The sequence below is a fragment of the Dehalococcoidia bacterium genome, from assembly GCA_040902535.1.
GTDB lineage: Bacteria > Chloroflexota > Dehalococcoidia > DSTF01 > JACRBR01 > JBBDXD01.
Genome location: JBBDXD010000010.1, coordinates 140,881 through 164,364, shown reverse-complemented (window position 1 = coordinate 164,364; position 23,484 = coordinate 140,881). Strand labels below are relative to the sequence as shown.

Sequence of the window (23,484 nt, the reverse complement as noted above, 5' to 3'; positions counted from 1 at the left end):
AGGACCCGGTCGGACTCTCACAATGAGTGGACCAAAGATCGGGGGCAGGTCACCAAGATCGTAATATTTCTCGTGCAGCGAGTAGACCAAGTGGCCGATTTCGTGGCCGATTTGCGCACGAGCGCCATTTGCCGTCCATCCATAGGTCGCATTGTCAAGCGTGATTGTGCCACGCTGGATATTAAAATCCGAACTACCCGCGCAATCGTTCGCGAGCAGTGGGCAAGCCGTGGCTAGTCCGCCGCTCAAGTTCGTCATCTGAACCTTTATATCCCACGTACCGTCGGCCCCGCAGGTCCCAACCCATGCGAAGTCCACGTCGTTCAGAACCGGTTCCCAATCTTGAAACGCTTGCCAGACCGTGGAGTCCGCGATGAAGGCAGCGTTGCACACTCGAAGGTCTTGAGAGTCATCGACGACGTATTGCCAAATCCAAGACTTGTCGTCATCCCACCACCAGTTCTTGTGATCAGCGCGCGCCACTTGGGTGAAGGAAAGCACGACCAACGCGAGCGCAAGGATTGAAAGCAGCCGTGGACGCATCTTGTTGGTGACGCGCGGACGATTCGGGAGACCGAACACGGGCCCGATCCCTCGCGCATGATGCAGTAGGTGAAAAAGCGCCCTCGAGCGATTACGCTACGCCGCGCCGAATCCGATGTCGATGGGCGTGTCGTCGTAATGTGTTGCAATCGCAGCACCCCGCGCGTGAGTCATGAGCTCTTCGAGAGTCTCATCGCCAGTAGTTCATGATGTGACTGTTCAGCGTGGGATAGCGCCACGTTTCGTGGCGTTTCCGGTGCAGTTCGAACGGCCGCCACGTGACATCGACGGGGAACTCGCGTTGCAGTTGCTCGATCCGGTGCAGGCCGATGTAGCACCACGGGCAGACGTAGTCGGAGTAGGCGATGATTTCGAGGCGGTTCATATCCAGCGGCGCCAGCGGAACCATGCGATGAGGCCCGCCGCTACGACGACCATGACGGTCCACATGCTGGCGTAGGCGTAGCGCCATTCGTATTCCGGCACGTTGTCGAAGTTGGTGCCGTAGATGCCGGCGATTAACGTCAGCGGCAGGAAGACGGCCGTCACGATGGCGAGCGTCTTCATCACTTCGTTGGTGCGATTGTTCAAGGCGCCGAGATACGTGCTGAGCGTGCTGTCGGCGAGGTCGCGCAGGGCTTCGATCATCTCTTCGACGCGCACGGTGTGGTCGTAGATATCACGATAGTAGAAGAGCGATTGGGCGCCGATGATGTCCGGATACTCGCCGCGGGCGAATCGCGCCGCGACGTCGCGCTGGGGGAGCACCGTGCGCCGCAGCCTCTGCGCGTTGCGTCGCAGCACGAGCGCCTGCGCGAGGAGTTGCTTGTCGGGGCGATCGATCATCTGTTCTTCGATCGTGCTGATCTCGTCGTCCAAGCGTTCGACGATCGGATGGAAGTCATCGACTGTGATGTCGAACAGCGAGTGTGCGAGGAAGTCGGCGCCGTGCTGGAGGTCCGTTGATCCGCCGTGCGCGCGCCGCTCCAGCTCTGTCACGGCGTGCAGCGGACGCTTGTGGAACGAGACGACGAAGTTGCGGCCGATGTACATGTCGAGCTCGGACGTCGTCAGGTCGCGGGTCGCCGGGTCGTATTCGACGGTGTGGATGATGACGAAGAGATAGTCATGGTGATCATCGACCTTCGGCGGGTCGATGAGGGTGTTGTAGCAGTCGTCGATGGTGAGGGCGTGGAAGTCGAAGACGTCGCTGAGCCAGCGCTCGCCCTCGCCCCGTCCCGACTCTTCGATGTCGACCCAGAGCAGGTTGGCGGGGTCGGCGAGGGCGGCCTGCGCCTCTTCGATGCTGAGGCCGGTACGAAGGTTGCCGTTGCTGCGTACGGAGGACCTGATCACGGGCGTCCCGCTTGCTGCGCGCCGGCGGTGGCGCGAACCTGCGCAAGCTTACCCTGATGCGGTGCTCCGCGGCGGCTTGCGTTATCATGCGCTGCGCGGCCACGGCCCGGCGCGATGCTGACGGCAGGGACGGCGTCCCATGGTTATTCCTCACCGGAGGAGCACGTTGTACCAGGACCTCGCAATTTTTACGGGGAATGCGCACCCGGAGCTTGCCCGCTCGATCTGCGGTTCGCTGGAGATGCCGCTTGGCGAAGCGGAGGTGTTCGAGTTTTCGAACGAGAACATTTTCGTGCGGGTGCTCGAGAATGTGCGCATGCAGGATGCGTTCATCGTGCAGCCGCTGTCATCGCCGGTGAACAAGAGCATCATGGAACTGCTGATCATGATCGATGCGTTCAAGCGCGCGTCGGCGGGTCGCATCACGGCGGTGGTGCCGTATTACGGGTACGGGCGCAGCGACAAGAAGGACCAGCCGCGGGTGCCGATCACGGCGCGCCTGATCGCGAACATGATCGAAACGGCGGGCGCGGACCGGATCCTGACCATCGACCTGCACGCGGGGCAGATCCAGGGGTTCTTCAATATTCCGGTCGACGAGCTGACGGCGCTATACCTTATTAGCCGTCACTTCAAGGAGCGCGATCTTTCGAGCACGACGGTGGTGGCGACGGACGTCGGCGGGGCGAAGCGTGCGCGAGACCTGGCTCGGCAGCTTGGCACTCCGCTGGCGGTCGTCGACAAGGAGCGGATGGGGAACGAGGAGCGTATCTCGTCGATGGCGCTGATCGGCGACGTCGACGGGCGCCACGTCATCGTGCCGGACGATGAGATCCTGACCGGCGGCACAATTATCGCGGCGGCGCGTATTGCGCGCGAGAACGGCGCGAAGAGCGTGACGGCGGCGTGCGTACACCCGATCCTTTCGGACCACGCGGTGGAGAAGATCTGCGACGACGGGATCATCGAAGAGTTGGTGGTGACGGACACGATCCCGTTGCCGCCGCACAAGCAGCGCGACAAGATCACGGTGCTGAGCGTGGCGCCGCTGTTGGGTGAGGCGATCACGCGCATCCACACGGGACAGTCGGTCGGGGCGTTGTTTCAGTAATTCGATCAGTCTCAGTCTGTCGGTCTTTCAGGCTCTTGGTCGGTCAGTCGGTCAGTCGGATTCGTCTGTTAGCGGTGCCGCTATACTGGGGCGGAGGTCACATGCTGGGTCATCTCATCGGCACCGTGAAGCGCAATCATGCGCTGGAGCACGCGACGATCGCGGTGCTGCTGACGCGCATCGGCCGCGACATTCGGGTGATCGGGCGTGCGACGCGCGACGGCTACTACCTGTATGCGGACGTCCCGACGGAGATGCTGGACGAGTGCACGCACGAGGCGCTGCATCGCTTGAAGTCGGGTGAGGGTTACCTTGCGGTCTCGCCGTTGTGCGGGACGAACATCGCGGTGACGGCGGCGCTGGCGGGCCTGGCTTCGATGTGGACGTTGGGGTCAGGCCGGCGCACGGAGCGGTTTCCGAACGTGATCCTGGCGTCGATGCTGGCGGTGGTAGCGTCGCAGCCGGTGGGGCGTATGGTGCAGCGCTACCTGACGACGAGCCCTGATCTATCGGACACGGAGATCGTGGGGATCAAGGTGGGGGGACGGGGCGGCGCGCGCTTCCACAAAGTGCAGACGGTGCGGAGAGCGGCGGCGTAGGGCGCGCTCACTGTTGTGGATCTCGTCAATATGCCCCCGTAGCTCAGTGGACAGAGCACCGGACTTCTAATCCGATGGTCGCAGGTTCGAATCCTGCCGGGGGTGCCACTCCCAACTTCTGAATCTGTTTTCGGCAAGAAGCGCCTCGTTAGCGCGATACAGCGAGTTTCGCGGCCATGAGACTTTTTCGTCGTGTCTCGTGGTCAGAGCGAGTCTCATGGTCGGCCCGTGACGGACAGTCGCGTACGCCGAGAGGAGACACGCCCCATCATGCCCAAGAAGACTCGCTGGTCCGCTATGAACAAAAACAACACGCCCTTCAGCAAGCTCCGGGAGCAGTTCGCCGTCTACAACAAGACGACGGGCAAGTCGCCCGCCACCGTCAGCTGGTACGAGCAGAAGCTGGAACTCTTCGAGCGCTGGCTCGGCCCCGACGCTTGCCTCGCCGACGTCACGATCCCCAACGTCCGCGCCTACATCGCCGAACTGCAGGAGCGCACAACTCGTTGGGACAACAATCCCAAGGTCCTCGACAAGCAAGGCGGTCTGTCTTCGTCCTACATCCACAGCTTCGCCCGTGGTCTCCGTGCCTTCGCCACGTGGCTCCACGAAGATGGCTTCACCGACACGAACGTCCTGAAGGCGCTCAAGCCGCCGAAGTTCCAGCAGAAGGTCACAGAGCCTCTTTCCGACGAAGAGGTGAAGCGCCTCGTTGCCGTCTTCGATAGAGACGAGCCTTTCGGTGCCAGAGGCTACGCGATGGTCTGGACGCTTCTCGACTGCGGCTTGCGTGCTTCGGAGCTCTGCGACCTCAAGACTGAGGACGCTCATCTGGACGCCGGCTACCTCAAAGTGCTCGGCAAGGGCAACAAGGAGCGGCTGGTTCCCATAGGTCAGAGCTGCCAGGACGCGCTGCTGCGTTGGCGCGATCGCTTCAGAGAGCAGTTTGCAAATGGAGAGAGCCCGCACCTGTTCCTCGATAGCAACGGTCAACGCTTGACCGTCAACGCCCTCACTCACATGGTCCTTCGGGCCGGCCAACGCGCCGACGTGCGCCGCGTCCACCTGCATCTGCTACGGCACACGTTCGCGACGAATTACCTGGTGAAGGAAGTCGGGGATCCTCTCCGGCTGCAGCAGATCCTCGGCCACACCTCGCTTGAGATGGTCCGTCGCTACGTCGCGATGGCGAACGTTCAACAAAGCCTCATCGAGCGACGGGCTTCGCCAATGGATCTGATCGTTAAGAGTGCGGGCGCAAGCAATCAGCGCCGACAGGCTCAGCCCCGCCGACCGCGCCGAGCGCTTCGCGTCGTCAAGTAGACTAGGCTTGATGCTCGGTGATTTTGTGCTGGTTGGTGGCGAAGCATTGCATCGTCTGGAGCTGGAGCCGGCAGACGATGGCTGGCCTTGTGCTGCGCTGATCGATGAACTCGGTAATGCAGCGTTCGAGGCACCGGACTGCCTTGGTGTCGTTGAGTGGCCAGAGCGCAAGCGCAGTCAGCGTTTGGTCTGGTGCTCTGACTACTGTGGCGAGGTTGCGCGCCTCGTCCGTTACCGGCGGCGGGTGGAGCAGGAAGGCCGGCATCTCCGCGTGCCGGATGGCGAGGATGTTCGGACAGTACTCTGGCGTCGTGAGTCAGATCTTCTTGTTGGCAAGTTCTATCAACCGCATCTGACGCGGGAGCAACGGACGGAAGTCTTCACCTCCAAGGGGAGCTCCTGCGTCGTGTGCGGAAGGCCAGCAACCGACGTTGATCACATCGTTCCCGGTGGAGGGGACGACGCCAAGAACCTTCAGCCGCTTTGCGCATCATGTCACTTGGAAAAGACAGCCGATCAGGGTGGACGTTACGCACCAGTCCCGAAGTCGGTCGCCAATACTTCGGATGCTCACTTGCGACAAGCAATCGGCGACGTACTCTTTGAACGCGCAAAGGAAAGCGGCATCGGAATGTTCGCGTTGGCGTCGACGATACACGTCAGCCGGTACGCGTCGTACATTGGACGCGTGTACGCCGATCCGTCAAGGCCATGTGATGATGAAAAAACCTGGGGACAGGTTGAGCGGAGTCTTCGAAGGGATCGACGCGCGGAAATGTCGTGGTGAAGGTTGTCGGAGAGCCGCTTCGACTGCAACGAAATCCAGGGCCCACACAATCCTGGAGACGGTCCGGTGAAGCGTCGCGGTCGTAGAACAGAGCCTGTTGAACGCCGAGCTTCGCCGATGGACTTGATCGTCAAGAGCGCTTGCTCAAGCCATCCGCGCGACGGTGCCCTCCACGAACCATCCGCGTGGTGAAGTAGAGCGATCGAAGCCACCAAATAACCCTCGCGAGGAGCCCGAAAATACTGAGCGTTGCTTGACTAGGCGATCCGAGTTGCATAGGCTCGACCGAACAACCGAGTGAAGGAGTTGCTCTGTTATGGTAATCTGAAAGTTGGGCCATGGATGCCGTACCGACGATTGAGTCGGTCCATCCCGGAAGGATCCAGTTTGAAGGAGATCGCATGGCCCGCAAACCGGCCGTTCTAACGATCGACGTGGCAGAGCAAACGGAGTTCCCAGACTACCAAGGTCCATGTCGTGTGTGCGATGGGAACCTCCTCCGTGAACACGTCGAGTTTCGCATTGTTCGTCAGTACGACGAACGCCCCGTCACCGTTGCGCTGCGCCGATTACCGGTGCTTCGTTGTGAATCGTGTGGCGTCAAATGGGTGCTGAAAGATGTCCTCCAGGACTTAGAGCCTCAAGTTCAGGAGGAATTTCAGGCTGCGCTCGGAAACAGTCACTAGTCAATCATTTGGGAAGACGTTATGGCCCGCGTCTTCCCAAAACCCACGTGACAGAGGTGTTAGTTGGACGACCGAGACCGCGCGGCGCGTCGCACTAAGCGCTACGCTGGCTACCTGATCGAAAGTGCGCTCGATGCCGAGCGACAGCGAGTGGCGCCACTCAATCCATTGAAGTGGCCCGTGTACTCGCCAGCAAACGCCCCAAAGAAGTTGCTCCTGATCCCGGGCCTGGGCACGAACTCCGAAGACACAACGCTACACCCATTCGCAAAAACGCTTCCAGCGTACGCGCCCTGCGAGTTCAGCTACTCCGGATTCGATCATCCTGTCTTCAGCGAATCAGACTCAACCCACCGCGCCCTTGCGAATATTCGAGCGGCGGTCCGCTTACTTGATGATTACCTGGTCTTCGACGGCTCGACTCGCGTTATCGTTGCTCACAGCTTTGGCGGCGTCTTGGCCTACGAATGGATCTGGCAAAATCGACGCATGCTCAACGAAGCCTCGCCCGCGCTTTCGCTCTACCTAGTCGCGAGCCCAGTATTCGTAGCAATTCCTCATACAAGCGCGGAATTAGAGTGGAAGGATGACAGCGGCAGGCAGGTGGTCGCCGTCGTCGAAGGGCTCACATACCCGCCCGACCGAGTTGCTCGCGGTATCACGCAGATCACAGCATGTTTCTGTGAAGGCGATAACCTCGCCCTCCCGCCCGTCTGCGCTCTCCCAGAGCGCCCCCACACCGAGAACATCCGGCTCTCACACGCCGAACACCCAAGGACATGCCATTCGGCGATGTGCGACTTCGCGCAGCCGAACGATGCACTTCGAAAGTTGGCGCCTTAGAAGACTTTGAGTGAAGGAGGGCGGCGTCAGTCAGCCTCCCTCTTTCGCCTACCGAAGGCTCTGAGGCAGGACTAGCTGTTTGTAGTCCGCCGGTGAGCAGAAGCTCATCGACTTCCGGAACCGGAAGCTCCAGACCGAATGCGCCGAGTAGTATCAGCGCGTCCCGGCTAGGGTTAGTCCGCTCGTCCGAGAACAGCCGAGAGACGTAGCTTTCGTTCAGCCAGCTGTCACGGGCGATGTCTGCCTGCGACTTTTTCGTCTTCTCCCGGATCTCGATCAGTAACTCAGTTAGTGGGCACTTCCTGAGCGCGACGCTCACCGATCGAGTAGCTCCGTGATTCATGGTCACCTCCCAACCACAGAAGGCTGACCTGACCGTCGCAGCGACCCGGACTACCACAAGGAGCTGGCGGTCGGGTGGAGACGCAATCTCTTACAACACAAGATGCGTCAGCGGGCAGCCGGCTGGAAAAGCTCGATCGGGTTACCGGATGGGTCGTCGAGCAGGATCTGCTTCCCTCCCGGACCGGTGACGATGTCATTGCGGAAGCGCACGCCTTCGGCTCGCAGGCGCTCAACCTCGGCCGCGATGTCATCGACCACGAAGTGGATCCGGTTCCAGCCACCGGGGGCCGGATGCGTACCGTCGGGCATGGGCCGCCCGGCTGAGCTCTGCGGTCCGCTCAGGAGCAGGCGCAGGTTGCCCCGGAAGACGTCGGCGAAGGCCGAGGACACGTTGGTGCCGAGCGTGAAACCGAAATGCTTCGTGTAGAAGTAGACGGCGCTGGGGACGTCATCGACCATGTAGCGGACGCTGACGGTGTCTTCGGGCATGGGATCACCTCCTTGCATGTTGCTGTCGGATGACGTGGAGCATGAACCGTACGCGGTTCTCGATGTCCGCCGCGGTACGCTGGAACGCCGGATAGCTCTCCTCGTCGGTGTCCCCCTCGAGCGCCGGATCGGCGAGGCTCCAGTGGATGCGCTCGGGGCCCCCTGGAAATTCGGGGCATACCTCCCGCACCCGGTCGCAGAGGGTGACCACGTAATCGAAGCGCCGCCGCGCGAACCGGCTCAGGGGCTTAGATCCGTTCGAGCCGATGTCGATGCCCCGCTCGCGCATCACGCTGACCGCGTTCCGATGCACGCTCCTGGGATGACTGCCGGCGCTGTAAGCGTCGACGGTGTCGCCGGCCAGGTGCCGGAGCAGCGCCTCGGCGATCTGCGAGCGGGTGCTGTTGCCGGTACACAGAAACAGCACGCGGACGCGGCGCCCCTGGGCCGCATGGCTGTCTCCGACGAGCGGGGTGAGAGCAAGCCCCGGGTGGAGCGCTCCGCCGGCTGCCGCCAGCAGCTCCCGGCATCGAGCGAGGTCGACGCGGTAGTAGGCGTCTCGCCCGTCGGCGGAGCTTCGCCGCATCGACACCAATTGGCCTGCCCGCAAGCGGGCGAGGTGGTAGGAGACGAGGTTTTGCGGCTTGCGGATCATGTTCGTGAGCTCGCGGACCTGCCGGTCGCTTCGGGCGAGTTCGCGGAGCAGTTGCCAGCGCAGCGGGTGTCCGGCGAGTTGCAGGAAGCTCGGGGGCGCCGTCTTCGGGTTACGCTCCACACTCATGGTCGCCCATGATACATCAAAGTAGATCGATTGAACAAGGAGATTTGGTCGATATTCTGGAGGCTTCGGCTGGCCGATTCCGAATGATGCTCGCTCGGGAAAATGCGCATGGCCCCGAGCGCGGGCACGGGCGAGATCCTCATCCCTGAGCCGCCGAGGCCACCTGCTCACGGCAAAAGCTACGTCTACGCTGACCGCGGCGAGACGATGCTCAAGGGCTTCGAGGACGCCGTGCGGCTGTACGAAGTGCGGTGGCAACCGTAGTTCGGCTTCGCGCTTGCCGTAGTCCGTCAGACATGATCCAATCTGGTGCTCACATGGCCAGCGGGCATGAGCACCGGACTCGTCGGCGTCACGAACGCGCTTCGGATACTTCGCAGACTCAGGCTTGACCGTCGGACACGCGATCGCACAAAAGGACTTCTGATCCGATGGTCGCAGATTCGAATCCTGCCGGTGTGCCACAACCCTACGCACGAACCCCCTCGCCATAGCGGAGACCATCCGCGCCACCGAAGCGTCAGGGCGAGAAGAGGATCGAGCGGATCCCCCACTCGACGTATCCGTCGTCGTACACGTCGCTGGGTCCGAAGATGCAATGCGTGACCACGCCGAAGACACCGGAGAACGCGTCACACGTCGCCATAAGACGCAGATCGTAAACACGGCCGGGGACCACCGCCACCTGCATGTTGACGTCGTTGCGGCCGATGTCGTCGAAACCTCCGACCGTCAGAGCCGACTCGCGTTGTTCCATGGAGTACACGGGCTCGGTCGCGATGACGCGCCCGTTTTCCAGGACGCTCATGGTGATCGTGATCGCGGCGCCTGTACCGGCAGCGCCGTTGCCGGCGAGCACGCCCTTCCAGGATCATTGCGGCGTATTCTCGCGCAAGCTCCCCGTGCTCCCATCCGAACGCAACGTGTGCCGCGGTCTGGCTGAACATCTCCCAGTCCAGCTCGGCGAGCGAACGCATCGTACTGAGGACGGATCCATACAGGTCGGCGCCGTTTGCGTATGCATGCCACAGGATGAGGTGCGAAACGCGAGCGGGGTGCAACGCCGCGAACGTGATCGCAGCCGGCGCCGCGAGCGACGCGCCGAGCAGGGCAACCCGTTCCAGTCCCAGGTGGTCGATCACGGTCTCCAGGTCGCGTACCTGCGCATCGACCGAGAAGTCAGCGGTTCTGCGGTCGGAGAGCCCGTTGCCGCGACCGTCGTAGCGAATCACGCGGTGCGTCCGGGCGTGCTCAGCCAGGTAGCGGTGTACTTCCGGGATCTCCATCTCGCGCTGCACGTGGCTGAACGGGCAAAACGCCACGAATACGAGCGGCGGGCCCTCGCCGAACTCCTGGTAGGCGATGCTGACGCCATCGGGCGAACGCGCGTAGCGGACCGGTGGTTGTTCCATCGGGCGTAACCGTACCAGTGAGGCACCTTATCTCAGGATGCCGTGACTCGCGCGGGGTGTCTTGTCTCGGGAAGCCCGGGCAGGTCGCCCTACCCCGGTTCACGACGCGCCGAGTTCTGCCTCATCGGCGCGGATCACCCATCGATAATCGCCGTACAGCAGAACAGGCAGGGCGACGGCGAACAGGCCACCAAGCAGCAGCCACGCGAATAGCGGTAGCTCTGACCAGCCGCTTTCGCTCACGAGCGCCACCGTCGCGACGCTCACGGCGGCTGTCGCGAGCAGCCAGACACAAGCGAGAATCGTCAATAGTGCGTATCGCACTCGCATTCGTTACCTCCGTGGGGTGTCGAGGACGGCGCAGCCGTTGCCGCCGCCGCGGGCGGCGGAGCAGGTACCCGCATCGTCGACCATGGTTTGGATCGTGCCGATCATCAGGAGGAGTCCTAACAGGGAGACCACCACGATGATGCCGGCCGCGACTCTCGGGACACGCGTACTCGCAGCGTAGGGCGGCTCCGGGTGGATGCGGTCGGCGAGCGGCGCGAGGATGGCGCCATTAATAAGGAAGAGCGCGGCGAACAGCGCAATGACGACGATGAGAGGCTCGAAGATCTGAAAATCGACGTTCGCCTGGTCGAACAGCGGTTGTCCCACGGTGACGAGCGTGACGGCCCCGAACGCGAGGCCGCGCCAGGGCGGGGGCACCCATAGCCAGCGTCGCACTCCGAGATATCGGCGTCCGCCAGCTCCTGGTTGAACTTGCCCATCTCCGCGAGCATTTGCTCGCTCGGCATCACGCCTGCCTCACTGTCCTTGTCCGCCTTGACCATCACCATGAACCGCATGTTGTGACTCCCTTCGTGCTTGCGCCCCGGCACGATGTCCGGGATCTGGAACGCCATCGTTGCTGCTACGTACACGTCGAACGGACTGTCGCGAGATCGACGGTCCGGACGGGCGAGTTTCCACCTGACTTCGCGATCTTTAACGATCCTGGCGGAGGGTTCAAGGACTGGTCTTGGCGTGCTCGTCAGCCGGTCCCACGTGTCGCGGATTGCGCCGCCGTCCATCATTTCCACACGATAGCGCGGGCATCTCGCTTCGATGTGACCGTGTTTGGCGCGCGGCATTTGATCTATGTAAAAAGAACACGTGCGGCGTGCCGTTCGCCAGCAGCGCATCCTCCGATGCGCCGACCATCGATATCGCTGCACCAGAACGCCGCGGCCGCCGATCCGGCGCGCGCCGATCGGCTTGCTAGCGTCCCGTCCGCGGCCCGTCGATCAGGCTGATCAGCGAGCGGACAGGGCGATCTGCTCGCCATGACGCGGTGCGCGGGCGGTGCGCTCATGTTCGAGCAGCCACGCCTTTCGCTCGAGGCCGCCGCCGTAGCCGCGGAGCGCGCCATCGGCGCCGATCACGCGATGACACGGAATGACGATGCCTACAGGGTTGGTGGCGTTGGCACGCGCGACGGCGCGAAACGCCTTCGGAGCGCCGATGCGATGCGCGATATCGGCGTAGGACGCCGTCTGTCCGACGGGTATTGCGCGGAGCGTCTGCCAGACGCGCTGCTGAAACGGCGTGCCGCCGGCGCTGACCTCGATGGCGTCGAGCGCATCGAGGTCGCCGTCGAAGTAGGCGAGCAGCGCGACGACGGCGGGATGGCGCGCGCTCGCCTCGGCGAGTTCGACGTCGGGGCCGTAGCGCCGGGCGAGCGCCGGCCAGACGGAGGTGCGGCCGCCGGCGAACTTCAGCGCGCAGAGCGCGGGGCCGTCCATCGCGAACGTGATCTCCCCCACGGGCGACGCGAACGTGGTGACCTGGATGATCGTGGCGTGGGAGGGCGGGTTCGTTCTCATACCGCCATGTTCGCTCCCCGGCCGCGCCTGAGTTGGCCAGATTCGGACAATCCTCAGAAGTCCGAATGTGTCCGACACAGCCGCGCGGATGCGCCACAATGGGGCCATGACCTCGGCAACGATCAGCGGCGTGCGCACGACCGGCATCTACTGCAGGGCGGACTGCACCGCGAGCCCGCTGGCCCGCAACGTGACGCTCTACCCGTCATCGATCGCGGCGGAGGCGCACGGATTTCGGCCATGTCTGCGCTGCAGGCCAGACCGCCTGCCGCCATTCTCGGCGGACGGCGAGACGATCGTCGCACGCGGGCTGCGGATGATCAGCGACGGCGCTCTCGACGCATATACCGAGGTCGACCTGGCGCAGCGGCTCGCGACGAGTGAGCGTCATCTGCGGCGCCTGTTCCTGAGCGAGCTTGGCGCGACGCCGGACTTCATCGCGCGATCGCGTCGCGCGCACTTCGCGCGGCGGCTGCTCGACGAGACGGACCTTTCGATGCCCGTCGTCGCGGCGGCGGCGGGCTTTCGCAGCGTGCGGCAGATGAACCGCATGATCATAGAAACGTTCCGCTTCACGCCGACGGTGCTGCGTGCGAAACGCGGCAAGAACGACCGCATGGCGGCGGACGGCGGCCTGCGGCTGCGTCTGCCGTTCGCCGGGGCGCCGGCGTTCGATAGCACGCTGGCATACCTGGCCTCGCGCGCCATTCCCGGCGTGGAGGCCGTCGATGCCGGGACGTACCGCCGCAGCGTCGTGATGTGCGGATATCCGGGAGTCATCGAAGTCGCGCAGGGCGACGCGAGCCATCTGCACGTGACGGTGCATCTTGCGGCGCTGACTTCGCTAATCGATGCCGTCGCGCGCATCCGGCGCATCGCGGGGCTCGATCAGCCGGGCGATGCGAGCGAGCTTCTGAAGCGCGATTCGATGTTGCGGCCGCTGATCGCGCGCCGCCCCGGGCTGCGCGTGCCGGGGGCGTGGGATCCGTTTGAAGTTGCGGTCCGGATTATCGTCGGGCAGCAGATCTCGGTGCGAGGCGCGAGCACGATCACGGGGCGGATCGCGCAGTGCTTCGGTGAAGGTGTGGGCGGCGTCGGCGGCTGGGGACTGACGCACACATTTCCTTCGGCGCGTCGCATCGCCGGCGTCAGGGTCGACCAGTTGCGCGAGACGGGGTTGACGCAGTCGCGCGCCGAGAGCGTGCGGGCGTTTGCCCGCGTCTACGCGGAGGGCAAGGTGCCGTTGGACGGCTCGCACACGCTCGAGGACCTGGTGGGCGCGCTCACGAGCTTGCCGGGCATCGGGCCGTGGTCCGCGCAGATGATCGCCATGCGCGCCGCGTCGAGCGTGGACGCCTTTCCTGCGGGAGACCTGGGATTACGCAAGGCTGCTGCCACGCTGTTACAGCGGGAGGACGTGCCCGGCGCGGAGGAGTTGGCCGAACGCGCCGAGGCGTGGCGCCCGCACCGCGGTGTCGCGGCCATGTATCTCTGGTCGTCGCTGGCGCACTGACGTTCGCCCGGCGTCAGGCGATCGCTCGAGCTAGGTGCGCGTACGGGCTGCGCTTTTGGCCGCCGGCTCCGGCGAGACCCAGTCGTTCGCCCAGGCCGAGATAGCGTCGACGGCGCCGGCGAGCGCGCGTCCTTTTTCGGTCAGGTGGTACTCGATCCGCACGGGCGTCTCCGGGAGCACGCGCCGTTCGACGACGCCCTCGGCCTCAAGCTCCTTGAACCGCTCCGACAGCATGCGATCGCTGAGGCCGGGCACCGTCTGCGTGACGTCGCTGAAGCGCGTGACGCCGCTGAGCAGCGCGCGAATGATGGCGCCGGTCCAGCGCAACCGAAACAGCCGTGAGCACCTGGAGCATCGACCCGGCGCACTCCAGCGCCGAATTCGCCGTCAAGCACATGATGGTGACGACGGTGAAGGGTCGATTCAACATCGCCGAAGGGACGCTGCGCATCGACGAGGGCGATCCGTCCCGTTCAAGCGTCAGGGCCGCCATCGACGTCGCAAGCGTCGACACGGGCGTCGCCGACCGCGACGCGCACCTGCGCTCGGACGACTTCTTCAACGCCGAGCAGTATCCCCGGTTCACGTTCGAGACCACGCGCCTGGAGCGGGTGGACGACGAGCGTTGGCGCATGACGGGCGATCTGACGATGCGCGACGTGACGCGGCCCGTGGCCCTGGACGTGGAGTTCGAAGGTCGCGGCATCGACGCGTACGGCAAGGACCGCGCCGGATTCGTGGCGACGGCGAAGATCAACCGCAAGGACTTCGGCGTCAGTTGGAACGGTGCGATCGAGACGGGCGGCGTCGTGGTGAGCGACAGCGTGAAGATCACGCTGAACATCGCGGCGATACGCCAGGACTGACGCCCTCCTGCGGCTCCTGTGTGTGCCGCCGGACCGGAGCGAGCAGGCAGGCCGCGAGCGGATAGGATGAAACAGATAGAGGTGACGATATGACCGTAGAACTTGGCATCACAACATTCGCCGAGATTACGCCCGACCCCGCTTCGGGCGAGACGATCGATGGCGCGCAGCGGCTGCGCAACCTGATCGAAGAGATCGAGCTGGCGGACCAGATTGGACTGGAGGTGTTCGGCGTCGGCGAGCATCACCGGCCGGATTTCGCCGTCTCGTCGCCGACGGTGGTGTTGGGCGCCGCCGCCGTCAAGACGAAGCGGATCCGCCTCTCGAGCGCGGTGACCGTGCTCAGCTCCGACGATCCGGTGCGCGTGTTTCAGGACTTCGCGACGGTCGACCTGCTGTCGAACGGGCGCGCCGAGATCATGGCGGGGCGCGGGTCGTTCACGGAGTCGTTTCCGCTGTTCGGCTACGACCTGGGCGACTACGACGATTTGTTCGCGGAGAAATTGGAGCTTTTGCTGCGACTACGTGAGAGCGAGCGCGTCACGTGGGAGGGCACGCATCGCGCGCCTATCAAGGACCTGGGCGTCTACCCGCGGCCGGTGCAGCATCCGCTGCCGATCTGGATCGCGGTGGGCGGCAGCGTGGACTCCGTCATGCGCGCGGGCAAGCTTGGCCTGCCGCTGATGATCGCGATCATCGGCGGGGCGCCGGAGCGATTCGTGCCGCTGGTCGATACCTACCGCGAGTCGGGACGCACCGCCGGGCACGATGCATCGCGGCTGGCGGTCGGCATCAACTCGCACGCGTTCATCGCCGGGGACTCGCAGCAGGCGGCGGACCTGTTTTACCCGCCGTACGCGCACGTCATGAGCAAGATCGGACGCGAACGCGGGTGGTCGCCCATGAATCGCGGCCAGTTCGAGGCGATGCGTTCGCCGCGCGGCTCGCTGCTCGTCGGCAGCCCGGACGAGGTGATCGACAAGATGCTGTTCGAGCACGAGTTGTTCGGGTACCAGCGGTTCCTCGTGCAGTTCAGCGTCGGGACGATGCCGCACGCGAGCGTGATGAAGTCGATCGAGCTGTTCGGCACGAAGGTGGCGCCGGCTGTGCGCAAGGCGACATCTTCGGGCGAATCGGCCGGAGGAGAAGGCTCGCGCGGCGACAGGGTGGCGACTTCGCCGTAACGGGAAGCCCGGCGGGTGGAGGCGCGGCTGCGTATGTTCACCACACGCTTGCGTCCATGGGCATCCGCGCCCAGGCGCCCCGTTTCCATAACGTCCGCAGAGTCGCGATGCCGAATCTTTGCGTGGGAATTCGGCGGCGGTGGGATGCATTCGTCACGCTCAAGGTGGCACAATCGCGCCGATGCTTCTCGGGAAGGGACAGGGCATGGCGCGTCGGGGTTCTCGTGATCTGCGGGCATGGTGTGCGGGCGCGCTCGTGCTGGCCGCGCTGGTGGGCGGCGCCTGCACCTTTACGATCGGGCGTTCCGTCGAACAGCGGGACATCGGCGTGCAGCGGTTCGGCTCCGGACCGCGCGCGGTGCTGCTAATCGGCGGGCTGCACACGGGCGCCGAGGACAACAGCCGCATGATCGTCGAGCAGTTGGCCGTGTACCTGGGCGCAAACCCCGGCGCCGTGCCCGCTAGCGTGACGCTGTACGTGCTTCCCTCCGCGAATCCCGATGGTACGGCGCGCGGCATCCACACGAACGCGCGCGGCATCGATCTCAACCGCAACTGGCCGGCCGACGACTGGAGCAGCGACGCCTGTCACCCGGCGTCGGGTTGCCGTCGCGGACTGGGCGGCCCGGCGCCGCTGTCGGAGCCGGAAACGGCGGCGCTGTACAACTTCGTCGCGACGCTGCGGCCGGAGATCACGATCGTCTGGCACGCCGAAGCGCCCCTCGTCGAAGCGAACGAGGTGCCCGGCGCGGACGTCTACGGCCAGCGCTTTGCCGAGGCATCGGGATATCCGTACGTCGAAGAGTGGACGGCGTACCGGATCACCGGTCAACTGATCGACGCGCTGGAGCAGCGGCTGGCGCTGCGGGCCTTCGACGTCGAGCTTGCGAACTGCTGCCAGATCACGCCGGAGGAGTTCGACCGCAATCTGCGCGGGTTGCTCGCCGTGCTGCAGGAAGTATCGGGCGAACGCGTCGCCACGCCGACGGCGGAGCGTACACCGGCGAAGCCCACGCCGACGCCGTTCCGCGTGCCTGACATCGAAGTACCGTAGCGCCGTAGCGTAGTCCGTCGCATGGCAACGAGCGTCGCGATTTCGGCGCGCCGTAGACTGCATGCATGTCAGACGAAACCGCGCTGAGCGCGCTCGAGCAGATGGCATTGCCGCGGACGAAGGAAGAGTTGCTGGCGCGGATACCGCCGGCGCGCGCCGCGCTGGACGAAGTGGTGGCGGCGCTGACCGAAGATGAGCTGGCTGACCTGCGCGACGGAGCAGGCTGGTCGACGGCCGACCACCTGTCGCACATCGCCTCATGGGAGCGGATGATCGTGGCGCACCTCAGCGACGGGTCCGATCACGAGATCGTCGGCATAGATCGCGAGCGGTACGAGGCTGCCGGGCTCGACGAGCTGAACAACCTGCTGTACCACCGCATGCGCGGCCTGCCGCTCGGCGATGCTCTCGCGGAATACCGATCGGCGCATGCGGCGATCGTCGCATTCCTCAGTCAGCTTGCGCCTGGCGTGTTCGCGCAGACGCACTGGGAGGGCGACCCTTCCGGACGCACCGTGTTGGAGAAGGCGGCCGGGGATACGTACCGTCACTACCTGGAGCACCGGCAGTGGATCGTCGAGTTGGTGCGCGGTTAGAAGCGGCCATCTGTCACTTGACACTTACGTAAGCACCGACTTACACTGAAATCGTGGACAACGTGTTGAAGGCGATCGGCGATCCGACACGGCGGGAGATCCTGCGCATCGTCTGGCGCGATGAAATGCCCGCGGGGGATGTTGCGGCTCACTTCGCGATGAGCAGGCCCGGTGTCTCGCAGCACCTCAAGGTATTGAAGGCTGCCGGGTTGATTGACGAGCGTCGTGCGGGCACACAGCGTCTGTACCGCGCGCGCCCTGCGGGGCTTTCGGAATTGCGCGCCTACTTCGAAGAATTTTGGAACGAAGGCCTCGCGCAGCTGAAGGCGGCGGCGGAGGAGGAGCAGATCATTCGTGATCGAAAGGAAGGCATACGTGGTGCAATCACCAAGCGCAGCGGGAGTCATCGAAAAGGAGGTGCGAATCGCCGCGCGTCCTGACCTCGTGTATGAGTACCTCACGGACGCGCACAAGCTCGCCACGTGGGTCTCGCCGGACGTCGTTGCCGATAGCCGGCCCGGCGGAACCGTGCGGTTCAACTTCAACGGCTTCGACGTGATGCGCGGCGCGTTTGTCGAATTGGTACCGGGGAAGCGCGTCGTATTCACCTGGGGATGGGAGTCACTGGGCGATGCTTCGCCGCCCGGATCAACGACGGTTGAGATCGACCTCGTCGCGGACGGCGAGGGCACGAAGCTCACGCTGGTGCATCGCGGGCTGCCGGCGGCGGAATCCGCGTCGCACAGCGAGGGTTGGGATCATTTCTTGGAGAGCCTGCAGCAGGGCCTGAAGGAGGAGGCAACGCCATCGATCGATTTGGCGGCTGGCGCGGCGAAGGCGGCGCAGATCAACACCAGGCTGATCGAGCTGCGGTATTTGGTGGAAGGCGCGAGTGAGCATGCCTGGCGCTCGACGACGGCAGCGGAGGGCTGGCCGGTCGCCGCGACGGCGCATCACGTCGTCGCGCATTGCGCGGGCCTGCGGGCGCTCGACCTGATCCTGCAAGGCAAGCCGAAGGACTTCGAGGCGCTTGCGGTTGACACCCCGCGCGCGAATGCCGAGCATGCGGCACAATTCGCCAACGTGTCTAAAGCCGACGTCTCACAGGCGGTGCGCGACAGCGGCCCGACGGCAGTGGAGTTCGTGCGTGGCCTGTCGGACGCAGACCTGGCGCAATCGCACCCGTACGCGTTTGCAGGCGGAGCGGAAATGTCTGTCGGACAGCTTGTCGATGGCCTGAGCAGCTCCATGGCCGACCACGTCGAGAGCGTCAAACAAGCGCTGCTGGGCGCGTAGGAGACGGAGACAGGCGAAGCCGCGTCGCTCGGGCGCTCATAGTGGACTATGCGTTGCGGATGATCATGCCGCCATCGACGACGAGCGCCGCGCCCGTGATGTAACTCGCGGCCGGCAGGCAGAGGCTGAGCGTGGCGTGCGCGACTTCTTCCGGGTCCCCGTAGCGCTTAAGGGCGACGCGACGCCGTGCGTACTTCTCCTTCGCCTCGTCCGGGATGCCCGCCGTCATGCCCGTGCGGATCGGCCCCGGGCAGATGCAGTTGACGTTGATGCCGCGCGGCCCGAGTTCGACGGCCATCGACCGTGTGAGGCCGATGACGCCGTGCTTCGCGGCGGTGTAGGGGCTGCCGCCGGGCGTCGCGCCGAGCCCTTCCGTCGAAGCGATGTTGACGACGCGGCCGGCGCGATTGCGCGCGAGATCTTCGGCGCAAGCGCGGATCAGGCGCGCCTGCGCGGTGAGGTTGACGGCGAACGTCAATTCCCATGCCTGTTCCCACATATCATGGTCGATCGGCGCACCGACGGAGATGCCGGCGTTGTTCACGAGAATATCGACGGGCCCGAAATCGGACCGCACGCGCGCGACGAGGTCTGTGATGGCGGCGCCGTCGGCGAGGTCGGCGGTGTAAGCGCGCGCTTCGCCGCCCGCTGCTCGGATCTCATCGGCGACCGTCGAGACGCCATCGGCGTTGCGGTCGACGAGCGCGAGGCGCGCGCCTTCGTCGGCGAAGACGTAGGCGGTCGCGCGGCCCATGCCACTCGCCGCGCCGGTGATGATCGTCGTCAGGCCTTCAATGGACCTGCTGAGCTTGCTGAGCTTCGTCATGACTCCGGACTATAGCCGCTCGTGTGGCGGTGGCCAACGGCGCGTCGTGGATGCGAAGAAGGCGCCGCCGCCGGCGCCTCCTTCGGTTGACGAGACGGCCCGTTTACGAGGCGGCCACCGCACGCACGGCCGCGTCGCGCGATTCGCCGGCGGCATCATGGCTCGCGGTCGCGGCCAGCACGCCGAAGCCGGCGATCACCCAGCCGGCGCCAATCGCGGTTGCGGCGACGATGTCCGTGTTGAGCGCCGCCGAGACGACCACAAGCACCACGCCGAGCGCGGGGCCGAAGAGCGCGAACCGCGCCGGCGCCGGCCACCGCCTCGCACGGAGTGCGACGATGCCCACGACGAGCATGAGCGCCTGGTGCAGCGGCCAGCTCGCGTCACCGACGATGATGAGCGGGTTACTGCTCTCGCGGTTGTTGGGGTCGGCAATGATGAACGCGGACCAGACGGCGCCGAGCACCACCATGGCGGCGACGGCGTAGAGCAGCCAGCGGCCCTTGCGCCCGACCGGCGACGGCCTCGTGATGATGAGAGCCGCCACGATCAGCGCGACGCCGGCCATGAACATGAGCGAGAACGCGCCGTCGGTGCGGTCGACTTCGTCCGGGCCCGGCATGATGCCGTCATGGGCGATGAAGTTCAGCAGAAATGCCGGGCCGGCTATGAGCATGCCGACGGTGGCAAGCCACCGGGATGCCATGTTCGCGAGCCATGTCGAAGCGGCGTCCATTGTCTTCTCCTCTGGTGTTTCATCTCGTTGCGTGTACGCGCATCATCACCGAGAAGCGCGGGCTCGGTAACGGACGATCTCCGGGGGCCGGCATCGGTCTTTGGTCGGACTGATCCGGCGCGACGATTCACGCGGCGCGACGGCGCGTAGAACACCGCGCGGATCATCACGCCGAGGCCGATGAAGACGGAGTTGATCAGACTGAGCTTTCGGGCGAGGCGGGAGGGCGCATCGTTCAGTGCGCCGTTCCTACTCACCCGAACACGTCGCTCTTAGGTGTATCGCTGCACCGACAACGTCTAGATTCATACTGGTTCGTGGCTACCGAGCGCACCCGCGCTCCTTGAGTATCAACATAGTCGTCGCGCTTGCAGGGGTCGAGTCTTCTGCCGGGGGTTTCGACGATCTCTTTACGCGGGTGGCCGCCACGGAAGCTCAACGAGACGAATCGTGACGACGTGACGCGCGATGTCATCGCGTGGCTGCAGAGCGCGCTTTAGCCCTGGCGTCACCGCCTTCCGGCTGATGAGCCCGTTACGAAGCCGCAACACGGCCCCGCGCGATGATACGGAGAGCATAGTCCGCTCATGCCATGATGCCGCCAACTGGACGGAGCGGAAGGAGAGCAACGAGATGGGTATTCTTGCATGGATCCTCGTAGGGCTGATCGGCGGCGTGATCGCAAAAATGCTGGTACCGGGAGATGACCCGGGCGGCGGTGGCATCGTCGGTATCGTGGTGACGATCGCGATCGGGATCGCCGGGGCGCTGCTCGGCGGATTCCTCGCGGTAGCGATCGGCGTCGGCAACGGCGTCGACGACTTCGACATCGGCACGATCTTCCTATCGATCGTGGGTGCGGTGCTGATCCTCGTGGCGTACAAGGTGGTCGTGCGAAACACCGCGCACGCCTGAGCGCGGGCGACGATGCGGGGCGAGCGGCGGGTAGCGGCCCGCCGCTTCGCATTGGGCGCGGTCGCGTCGTAAGCTAATGACGCTGCATGAAGGACACGATCCGCGTCGCCACGCTCAATCTGCGAAACGCATCGGACCGCTGGCTCGAGCGGGCGCCGTTGCTGCTCGCGCAGTTCGTCGAACTGGCGCCCGACGTCATCGGCGTGCAGGAGATCCACGTACCGACGCGCCAGGGCGAATGGATCGTACGGAAGGTGAACGAGCGGCTGCCGGACGACGCGGCGCCGTACGTGCTGCACCAGGCGAACAAGACCGGCTTCCAGGGCAAACGCGAAGGCATCGGCATCATGACGCGGCTGCCGACGCTGTCGCATGATTCGATTGACCTGCGCGGCGGCCACCGCGTGGCGCTGCGGGCGCGCCTGCGGGCGCCGGACGGCGGCGTCTTCGACTTCTACAACACGCATTTGCACCACGAGGCGAGCGCCGGCGACATGCGGCTGGCGCAGGCGCGGCGGATCATCGAATGGATGGCGACGCACGATGACGTGCCTTCGATCCTCGTCGGCGATCTGAACGCGACGCCGGACATGCCGCCGGTGGGGGCGGTGGGCGAGCGGCTGCGCTCGGCATATGCGCTCGTACACGGCTGCGAGTCGGCGGGTACCGTGCCGACGCCGCTGAACGCCGTCTGGGGCCAGCGGCCGGCGAAGACGATCGACTACATCTTCGTGGACGACCGCGTCCGCGTTCACGATGCGCGGATCGTGTTCGACCGCGTCGATGCGAACGACGAGCGGCTCTGCGCGTCGGACCACTACGGGATCGTCGCGGAGGTTTCATTCGTGTGAGACGCGGAGATCGCCTGACCATACGATGACTCTGCGTGATCGCGGCCGCGGCGTGGGCGCGGGTCAGTGAGGTGCCTGCTGCGCCTATGCGGCTCGGACAAACGTCGTCCAAGGGTAAGGGCGGGCTCCGTTGGTACAGTGCGCCGGACACGGGATGAACAGGTTCATACCGTGCCGCGCCGTGTCGCCGGAGGTGCCGTATCCGCGTCTGTTTCCTGATGTACCACGGCTCGATGCAGTCGGGCGGTCAGGGCGTGTACCTGGCCAACGTGACACGCGCGCTGGCCCGTCGCGGGCACGACGTCCACGTGATCTCCGGGCCGCCGTATCCGCTGCTCGATGACGCTGTGACACACCATCGCCTCGAGACGCACAGCTTTCAGCGGATGATGCTCGATCGGCGCGCGTTTTTTCATGACATCGAGCCGTTGCGTCACTTCGCGCCGCTCAACTTCTATGAGTTCGCGAGCACGCGCTTCACGCTGACCTCGGTCATGGCGACGTATACGCTGCGCGCGCTGGTGGAACTCCGGCGGATCGAGGCGCGGTCCGGCCCGTTCGACATCGTGCACGACAACCAGTCATTGGGCTACGGGCTGCTGCTGATGCGCCGCCTGCTGGGACGGCGGGTCGTCGCTAACGTACACCATCCGCTTGACGTCGACATGCGGACCGGCGTGGCGCACGTCGCTTCGGTGCGGGAGAAGGTAAAACGCATCGCCTGGTATCCGCGGCAGATGCAGCGGATCGTCGCCCGTCGCCTCGATGCGCTGATCTCCGGGTCGAACGCGTCGGCGGCGCTGATCGAGGACCTGTGGTCGCTGGCCGACGGAAGCATCAATACGATCTACGACGGAGTGGACGTCGAGCGGTTTCGCGCCGGCGATCCCGAAGAGCGGCGGCCCGGCACCGTGCTGTTCGTCGGGAATGCCGAAGACTACAACAAGGGCATCGTCCACCTGCTGCGGGCAATGGCGCTGCTGCCGCCGGGCGCGAACGCGCACCTGTACCTGGTCGGCGGGCCCGCGGGCGAGCAACGCGTCGCGCCGGACGAGATCGCACGGCTCGGCATCGCCGATCGGGCGACGATCGTCGGACGCGTGAGCGATGAGGAGCTGGCGGGCTGGTACCGGCGCGCGCAGGTGCTGGTGTCGCCGTCGTTGTACGAGGGGTTCGGCTTGCCGGCGGCGGAGGCGATGGCATGCGGCACGCCCGTGATCGCATCGGACGCGGGTGCGCTGCCGGAAGTCGTGGCGCACCTGGAGACGGGCGTGATCGTGCCGGCCGCAAGCGCAGCCGCGCTCGCGGAGGCGATCGGCGCGCTGCTGGCCGATCCGGAGCGATGCCGTCGCATGGGAGAGGCGGGTCGGGCTCGCGTGCTCGATCGCTTCACATGGGAGCGGCACGCTGGCGAGGTGGAAGCGCTGTACGAGCGGCTGTTGCATCGCGATCGCTAGCAGCGATGAGCTCGCACGCCCCCCACCTGCGCGCGCGCGTTAGACGCGCG

29 protein-coding genes, 1 tRNA gene and 2 pseudogenes are annotated in these 23,484 nt (G+C 65.0%); 19 read left to right on the top strand and 13 right to left on the bottom strand.

The genetic code is table 11. The annotated features are described in order from the left end of the window. From WEB52_05740 to corA, 3 genes are all read right to left on the bottom strand, one after another. A partial coding sequence (locus tag WEB52_05740; GenBank protein MEX2225935.1) for a hypothetical protein occupies positions 1-582 on the bottom strand: 582 nt, incomplete at its 3' end. A 151-nt stretch (positions 583-733) separates the two neighbouring features. Beyond that, the gene (locus tag WEB52_05735) at positions 734-928 is read right to left on the bottom strand and encodes a DsbA family protein (GenBank protein ID MEX2225934.1); all 195 of its coding nucleotides are present in this window, start codon (positions 926-928) and stop codon (positions 734-736) included. Further along, positions 925-1,899, bottom strand: a complete 975-nt coding sequence (gene corA / locus WEB52_05730) for a magnesium/cobalt transporter CorA (protein ID MEX2225933.1) — start codon at positions 1,897-1,899, stop codon at positions 925-927. Before corA ends, WEB52_05735 begins: the two co-directional genes overlap by 4 nt. Positions 1,900-2,038: 139 nt before the next feature. On the opposite strand from corA, the gene WEB52_05725 reads away from it, so the two are divergent. The 7 genes and pseudogenes from WEB52_05725 to WEB52_05695 all read left to right on the top strand — a co-directional run bounded on the left by WEB52_05725 (position 2,039) and on the right by WEB52_05695 (position 7,248). Beyond that, positions 2,039-3,010 carry a ribose-phosphate pyrophosphokinase gene (locus WEB52_05725; protein MEX2225932.1) on the top strand — a complete coding sequence of 324 codons (972 nt, stop codon included), beginning with the start codon at positions 2,039-2,041 and terminating at the stop codon, positions 3,008-3,010. A 101-nt stretch (positions 3,011-3,111) separates the two neighbouring features. After that, the gene (locus WEB52_05720) at positions 3,112-3,609 is read left to right on the top strand and encodes a DUF6391 domain-containing protein (protein ID MEX2225931.1); all 498 of its coding nucleotides are present in this window, start codon (positions 3,112-3,114) and stop codon (positions 3,607-3,609) included. A gap of 32 nt (positions 3,610-3,641) precedes the next feature. After that, positions 3,642-3,717, top strand: a tRNA-Arg gene (locus WEB52_05715). A 162-nt stretch (positions 3,718-3,879) separates the two neighbouring features. Beyond that, complete coding sequence (locus WEB52_05710) at positions 3,880-4,932, top strand: tyrosine-type recombinase/integrase (GenBank protein ID MEX2225930.1); 1,053 nt, start codon at positions 3,880-3,882, stop codon at positions 4,930-4,932. Between the two features lie 412 nt (positions 4,933-5,344). Beyond that, positions 5,345-5,452, top strand: a pseudogene (locus WEB52_05705) (HNH endonuclease signature motif containing protein). Between the two features lie 668 nt (positions 5,453-6,120). Next, positions 6,121-6,405, top strand: coding sequence for a hypothetical protein (locus WEB52_05700; GenBank protein MEX2225929.1), 285 nt, complete (start codon positions 6,121-6,123; stop codon positions 6,403-6,405). A 63-nt stretch (positions 6,406-6,468) separates the two neighbouring features. Then, positions 6,469-7,248 (top strand): alpha/beta fold hydrolase, encoded by a 780-nt coding sequence (locus WEB52_05695; GenBank protein MEX2225928.1) that lies wholly within the window; start codon positions 6,469-6,471, stop codon positions 7,246-7,248. Positions 7,249-7,698: 450 nt separating this feature from the next. Here WEB52_05695 and WEB52_05690 read toward each other — a convergent pair whose 3' ends face one another. Together WEB52_05690 and WEB52_05685 are read right to left on the bottom strand one after the other, a co-directional pair. Next, positions 7,699-8,082: a VOC family protein gene (locus tag WEB52_05690; protein MEX2225927.1), complete on the bottom strand. Its 384-nt coding sequence runs from the start codon at positions 8,080-8,082 to the stop codon at positions 7,699-7,701. Positions 8,083-8,086: 4 nt separating this feature from the next. After that, positions 8,087-8,863, bottom strand: coding sequence for an ArsR family transcriptional regulator (locus WEB52_05685; protein MEX2225926.1), 777 nt, complete (start codon positions 8,861-8,863; stop codon positions 8,087-8,089). 108 nt (positions 8,864-8,971) lie between these two features. Here WEB52_05685 and WEB52_05680 point away from each other — a divergent pair, with 108 nt between their 5' ends. After that, complete coding sequence (locus WEB52_05680; protein MEX2225925.1) at positions 8,972-9,127, top strand: hypothetical protein; 156 nt, start codon at positions 8,972-8,974, stop codon at positions 9,125-9,127. Positions 9,128-9,383: 256 nt separating this feature from the next. Here WEB52_05680 and WEB52_05675 read toward each other — a convergent pair whose 3' ends face one another. Then, complete coding sequence (locus WEB52_05675) at positions 9,384-9,722, bottom strand: hypothetical protein (protein MEX2225924.1); 339 nt, start codon at positions 9,720-9,722, stop codon at positions 9,384-9,386. Positions 9,723-9,885: 163 nt separating this feature from the next. On the opposite strand from WEB52_05675, the gene WEB52_05670 reads away from it, so the two are divergent. Further along, positions 9,886-10,284 carry a hypothetical protein gene (locus WEB52_05670; GenBank protein ID MEX2225923.1) on the top strand — a complete coding sequence of 133 codons (399 nt, stop codon included), beginning with the start codon at positions 9,886-9,888 and terminating at the stop codon, positions 10,282-10,284. Between the two features lie 90 nt (positions 10,285-10,374). On the opposite strand, the gene WEB52_05665 is transcribed toward WEB52_05670, so the two are convergent. The 4 genes and pseudogenes from WEB52_05665 to WEB52_05650 all read right to left on the bottom strand — a co-directional run bounded on the left by WEB52_05665 (position 10,375) and on the right by WEB52_05650 (position 12,140). Continuing rightward, the gene (locus WEB52_05665) at positions 10,375-10,605 is read right to left on the bottom strand and encodes a hypothetical protein (GenBank protein MEX2225922.1); all 231 of its coding nucleotides are present in this window, start codon (positions 10,603-10,605) and stop codon (positions 10,375-10,377) included. 3 nt (positions 10,606-10,608) lie between these two features. Further along, on the bottom strand, positions 10,609-10,983 hold the full coding sequence (locus WEB52_05660) for a hypothetical protein (protein MEX2225921.1): 375 nt from the start codon (positions 10,981-10,983) through the stop codon (positions 10,609-10,611). Between the two features lie 38 nt (positions 10,984-11,021). Continuing rightward, positions 11,022-11,123: pseudogene (locus WEB52_05655) on the bottom strand (YciI family protein). Positions 11,124-11,570: 447 nt separating this feature from the next. After that, positions 11,571-12,140 carry a methylated-DNA--[protein]-cysteine S-methyltransferase gene (locus WEB52_05650; protein MEX2225920.1) on the bottom strand — a complete coding sequence of 190 codons (570 nt, stop codon included), beginning with the start codon at positions 12,138-12,140 and terminating at the stop codon, positions 11,571-11,573. A gap of 88 nt (positions 12,141-12,228) precedes the next feature. Between WEB52_05650 and WEB52_05645 the strand changes: the two genes are divergently transcribed. Further along, positions 12,229-13,653 (top strand): AlkA N-terminal domain-containing protein, encoded by a 1,425-nt coding sequence (locus WEB52_05645; protein MEX2225919.1) that lies wholly within the window; start codon positions 12,229-12,231, stop codon positions 13,651-13,653. Positions 13,654-13,683: 30 nt separating this feature from the next. Here the strand turns inward: WEB52_05645 and WEB52_05640 are convergent, their stop codons facing one another. Further along, positions 13,684-13,980, bottom strand: coding sequence for a winged helix-turn-helix transcriptional regulator (locus WEB52_05640; protein MEX2225918.1), 297 nt, complete (start codon positions 13,978-13,980; stop codon positions 13,684-13,686). A gap of 11 nt (positions 13,981-13,991) precedes the next feature. Here WEB52_05640 and WEB52_05635 point away from each other — a divergent pair, with 11 nt between their 5' ends. The 6 genes from WEB52_05635 (at position 13,992) to WEB52_05610 (ending at position 18,649) form a co-directional block, all read left to right on the top strand. Beyond that, the gene (locus WEB52_05635) at positions 13,992-14,519 is read left to right on the top strand and encodes a YceI family protein (GenBank protein ID MEX2225917.1); all 528 of its coding nucleotides are present in this window, start codon (positions 13,992-13,994) and stop codon (positions 14,517-14,519) included. Positions 14,520-14,608: 89 nt separating this feature from the next. After that, on the top strand, positions 14,609-15,703 hold the full coding sequence (locus WEB52_05630; protein ID MEX2225916.1) for an LLM class flavin-dependent oxidoreductase: 1,095 nt from the start codon (positions 14,609-14,611) through the stop codon (positions 15,701-15,703). 181 nt (positions 15,704-15,884) lie between these two features. After that, entirely contained in the window at positions 15,885-16,757 is an 873-nt protein-coding gene (locus WEB52_05625) for a M14 family zinc carboxypeptidase (GenBank protein ID MEX2225915.1), read from the top strand. Positions 16,758-16,822: 65 nt separating this feature from the next. Next, a complete protein-coding gene (locus tag WEB52_05620; GenBank protein MEX2225914.1) occupies positions 16,823-17,353 on the top strand; it encodes a ClbS/DfsB family four-helix bundle protein in 531 nt (176 codons plus the stop codon). 53 nt (positions 17,354-17,406) lie between these two features. Next, positions 17,407-17,793, top strand: coding sequence for a metalloregulator ArsR/SmtB family transcription factor (locus WEB52_05615; GenBank protein MEX2225913.1), 387 nt, complete (start codon positions 17,407-17,409; stop codon positions 17,791-17,793). Further along, positions 17,729-18,649 (top strand): SRPBCC domain-containing protein, encoded by a 921-nt coding sequence (locus tag WEB52_05610; GenBank protein MEX2225912.1) that lies wholly within the window; start codon positions 17,729-17,731, stop codon positions 18,647-18,649. The genes WEB52_05615 and WEB52_05610 overlap by 65 nt, the downstream gene beginning before the upstream one ends. A 46-nt stretch (positions 18,650-18,695) precedes the next feature. Here the strand turns inward: WEB52_05610 and WEB52_05605 are convergent, their stop codons facing one another. Both WEB52_05605 and WEB52_05600 read right to left on the bottom strand, forming a co-directional pair. Then, positions 18,696-19,475, bottom strand: coding sequence for an SDR family NAD(P)-dependent oxidoreductase (locus tag WEB52_05605; protein ID MEX2225911.1), 780 nt, complete (start codon positions 19,473-19,475; stop codon positions 18,696-18,698). Positions 19,476-19,578: 103 nt separating this feature from the next. Next, positions 19,579-20,211 carry a hypothetical protein gene (locus tag WEB52_05600; GenBank protein MEX2225910.1) on the bottom strand — a complete coding sequence of 211 codons (633 nt, stop codon included), beginning with the start codon at positions 20,209-20,211 and terminating at the stop codon, positions 19,579-19,581. 633 nt (positions 20,212-20,844) lie between these two features. Here WEB52_05600 and WEB52_05595 point away from each other — a divergent pair. The 3 genes from WEB52_05595 to WEB52_05585 all read left to right on the top strand — a co-directional run bounded on the left by WEB52_05595 (position 20,845) and on the right by WEB52_05585 (position 23,434). Further along, positions 20,845-21,126, top strand: coding sequence for a GlsB/YeaQ/YmgE family stress response membrane protein (locus WEB52_05595; protein ID MEX2225909.1), 282 nt, complete (start codon positions 20,845-20,847; stop codon positions 21,124-21,126). An 86-nt stretch (positions 21,127-21,212) separates the two neighbouring features. Further along, positions 21,213-21,977, top strand: a complete 765-nt coding sequence (locus WEB52_05590) for an endonuclease/exonuclease/phosphatase family protein (GenBank protein MEX2225908.1) — start codon at positions 21,213-21,215, stop codon at positions 21,975-21,977. Positions 21,978-22,210: 233 nt separating this feature from the next. Further along, positions 22,211-23,434: a glycosyltransferase family 4 protein gene (locus WEB52_05585; protein MEX2225907.1), complete on the top strand. Its 1,224-nt coding sequence runs from the start codon at positions 22,211-22,213 to the stop codon at positions 23,432-23,434. Positions 23,435-23,484 lie beyond the last annotated feature (50 nt).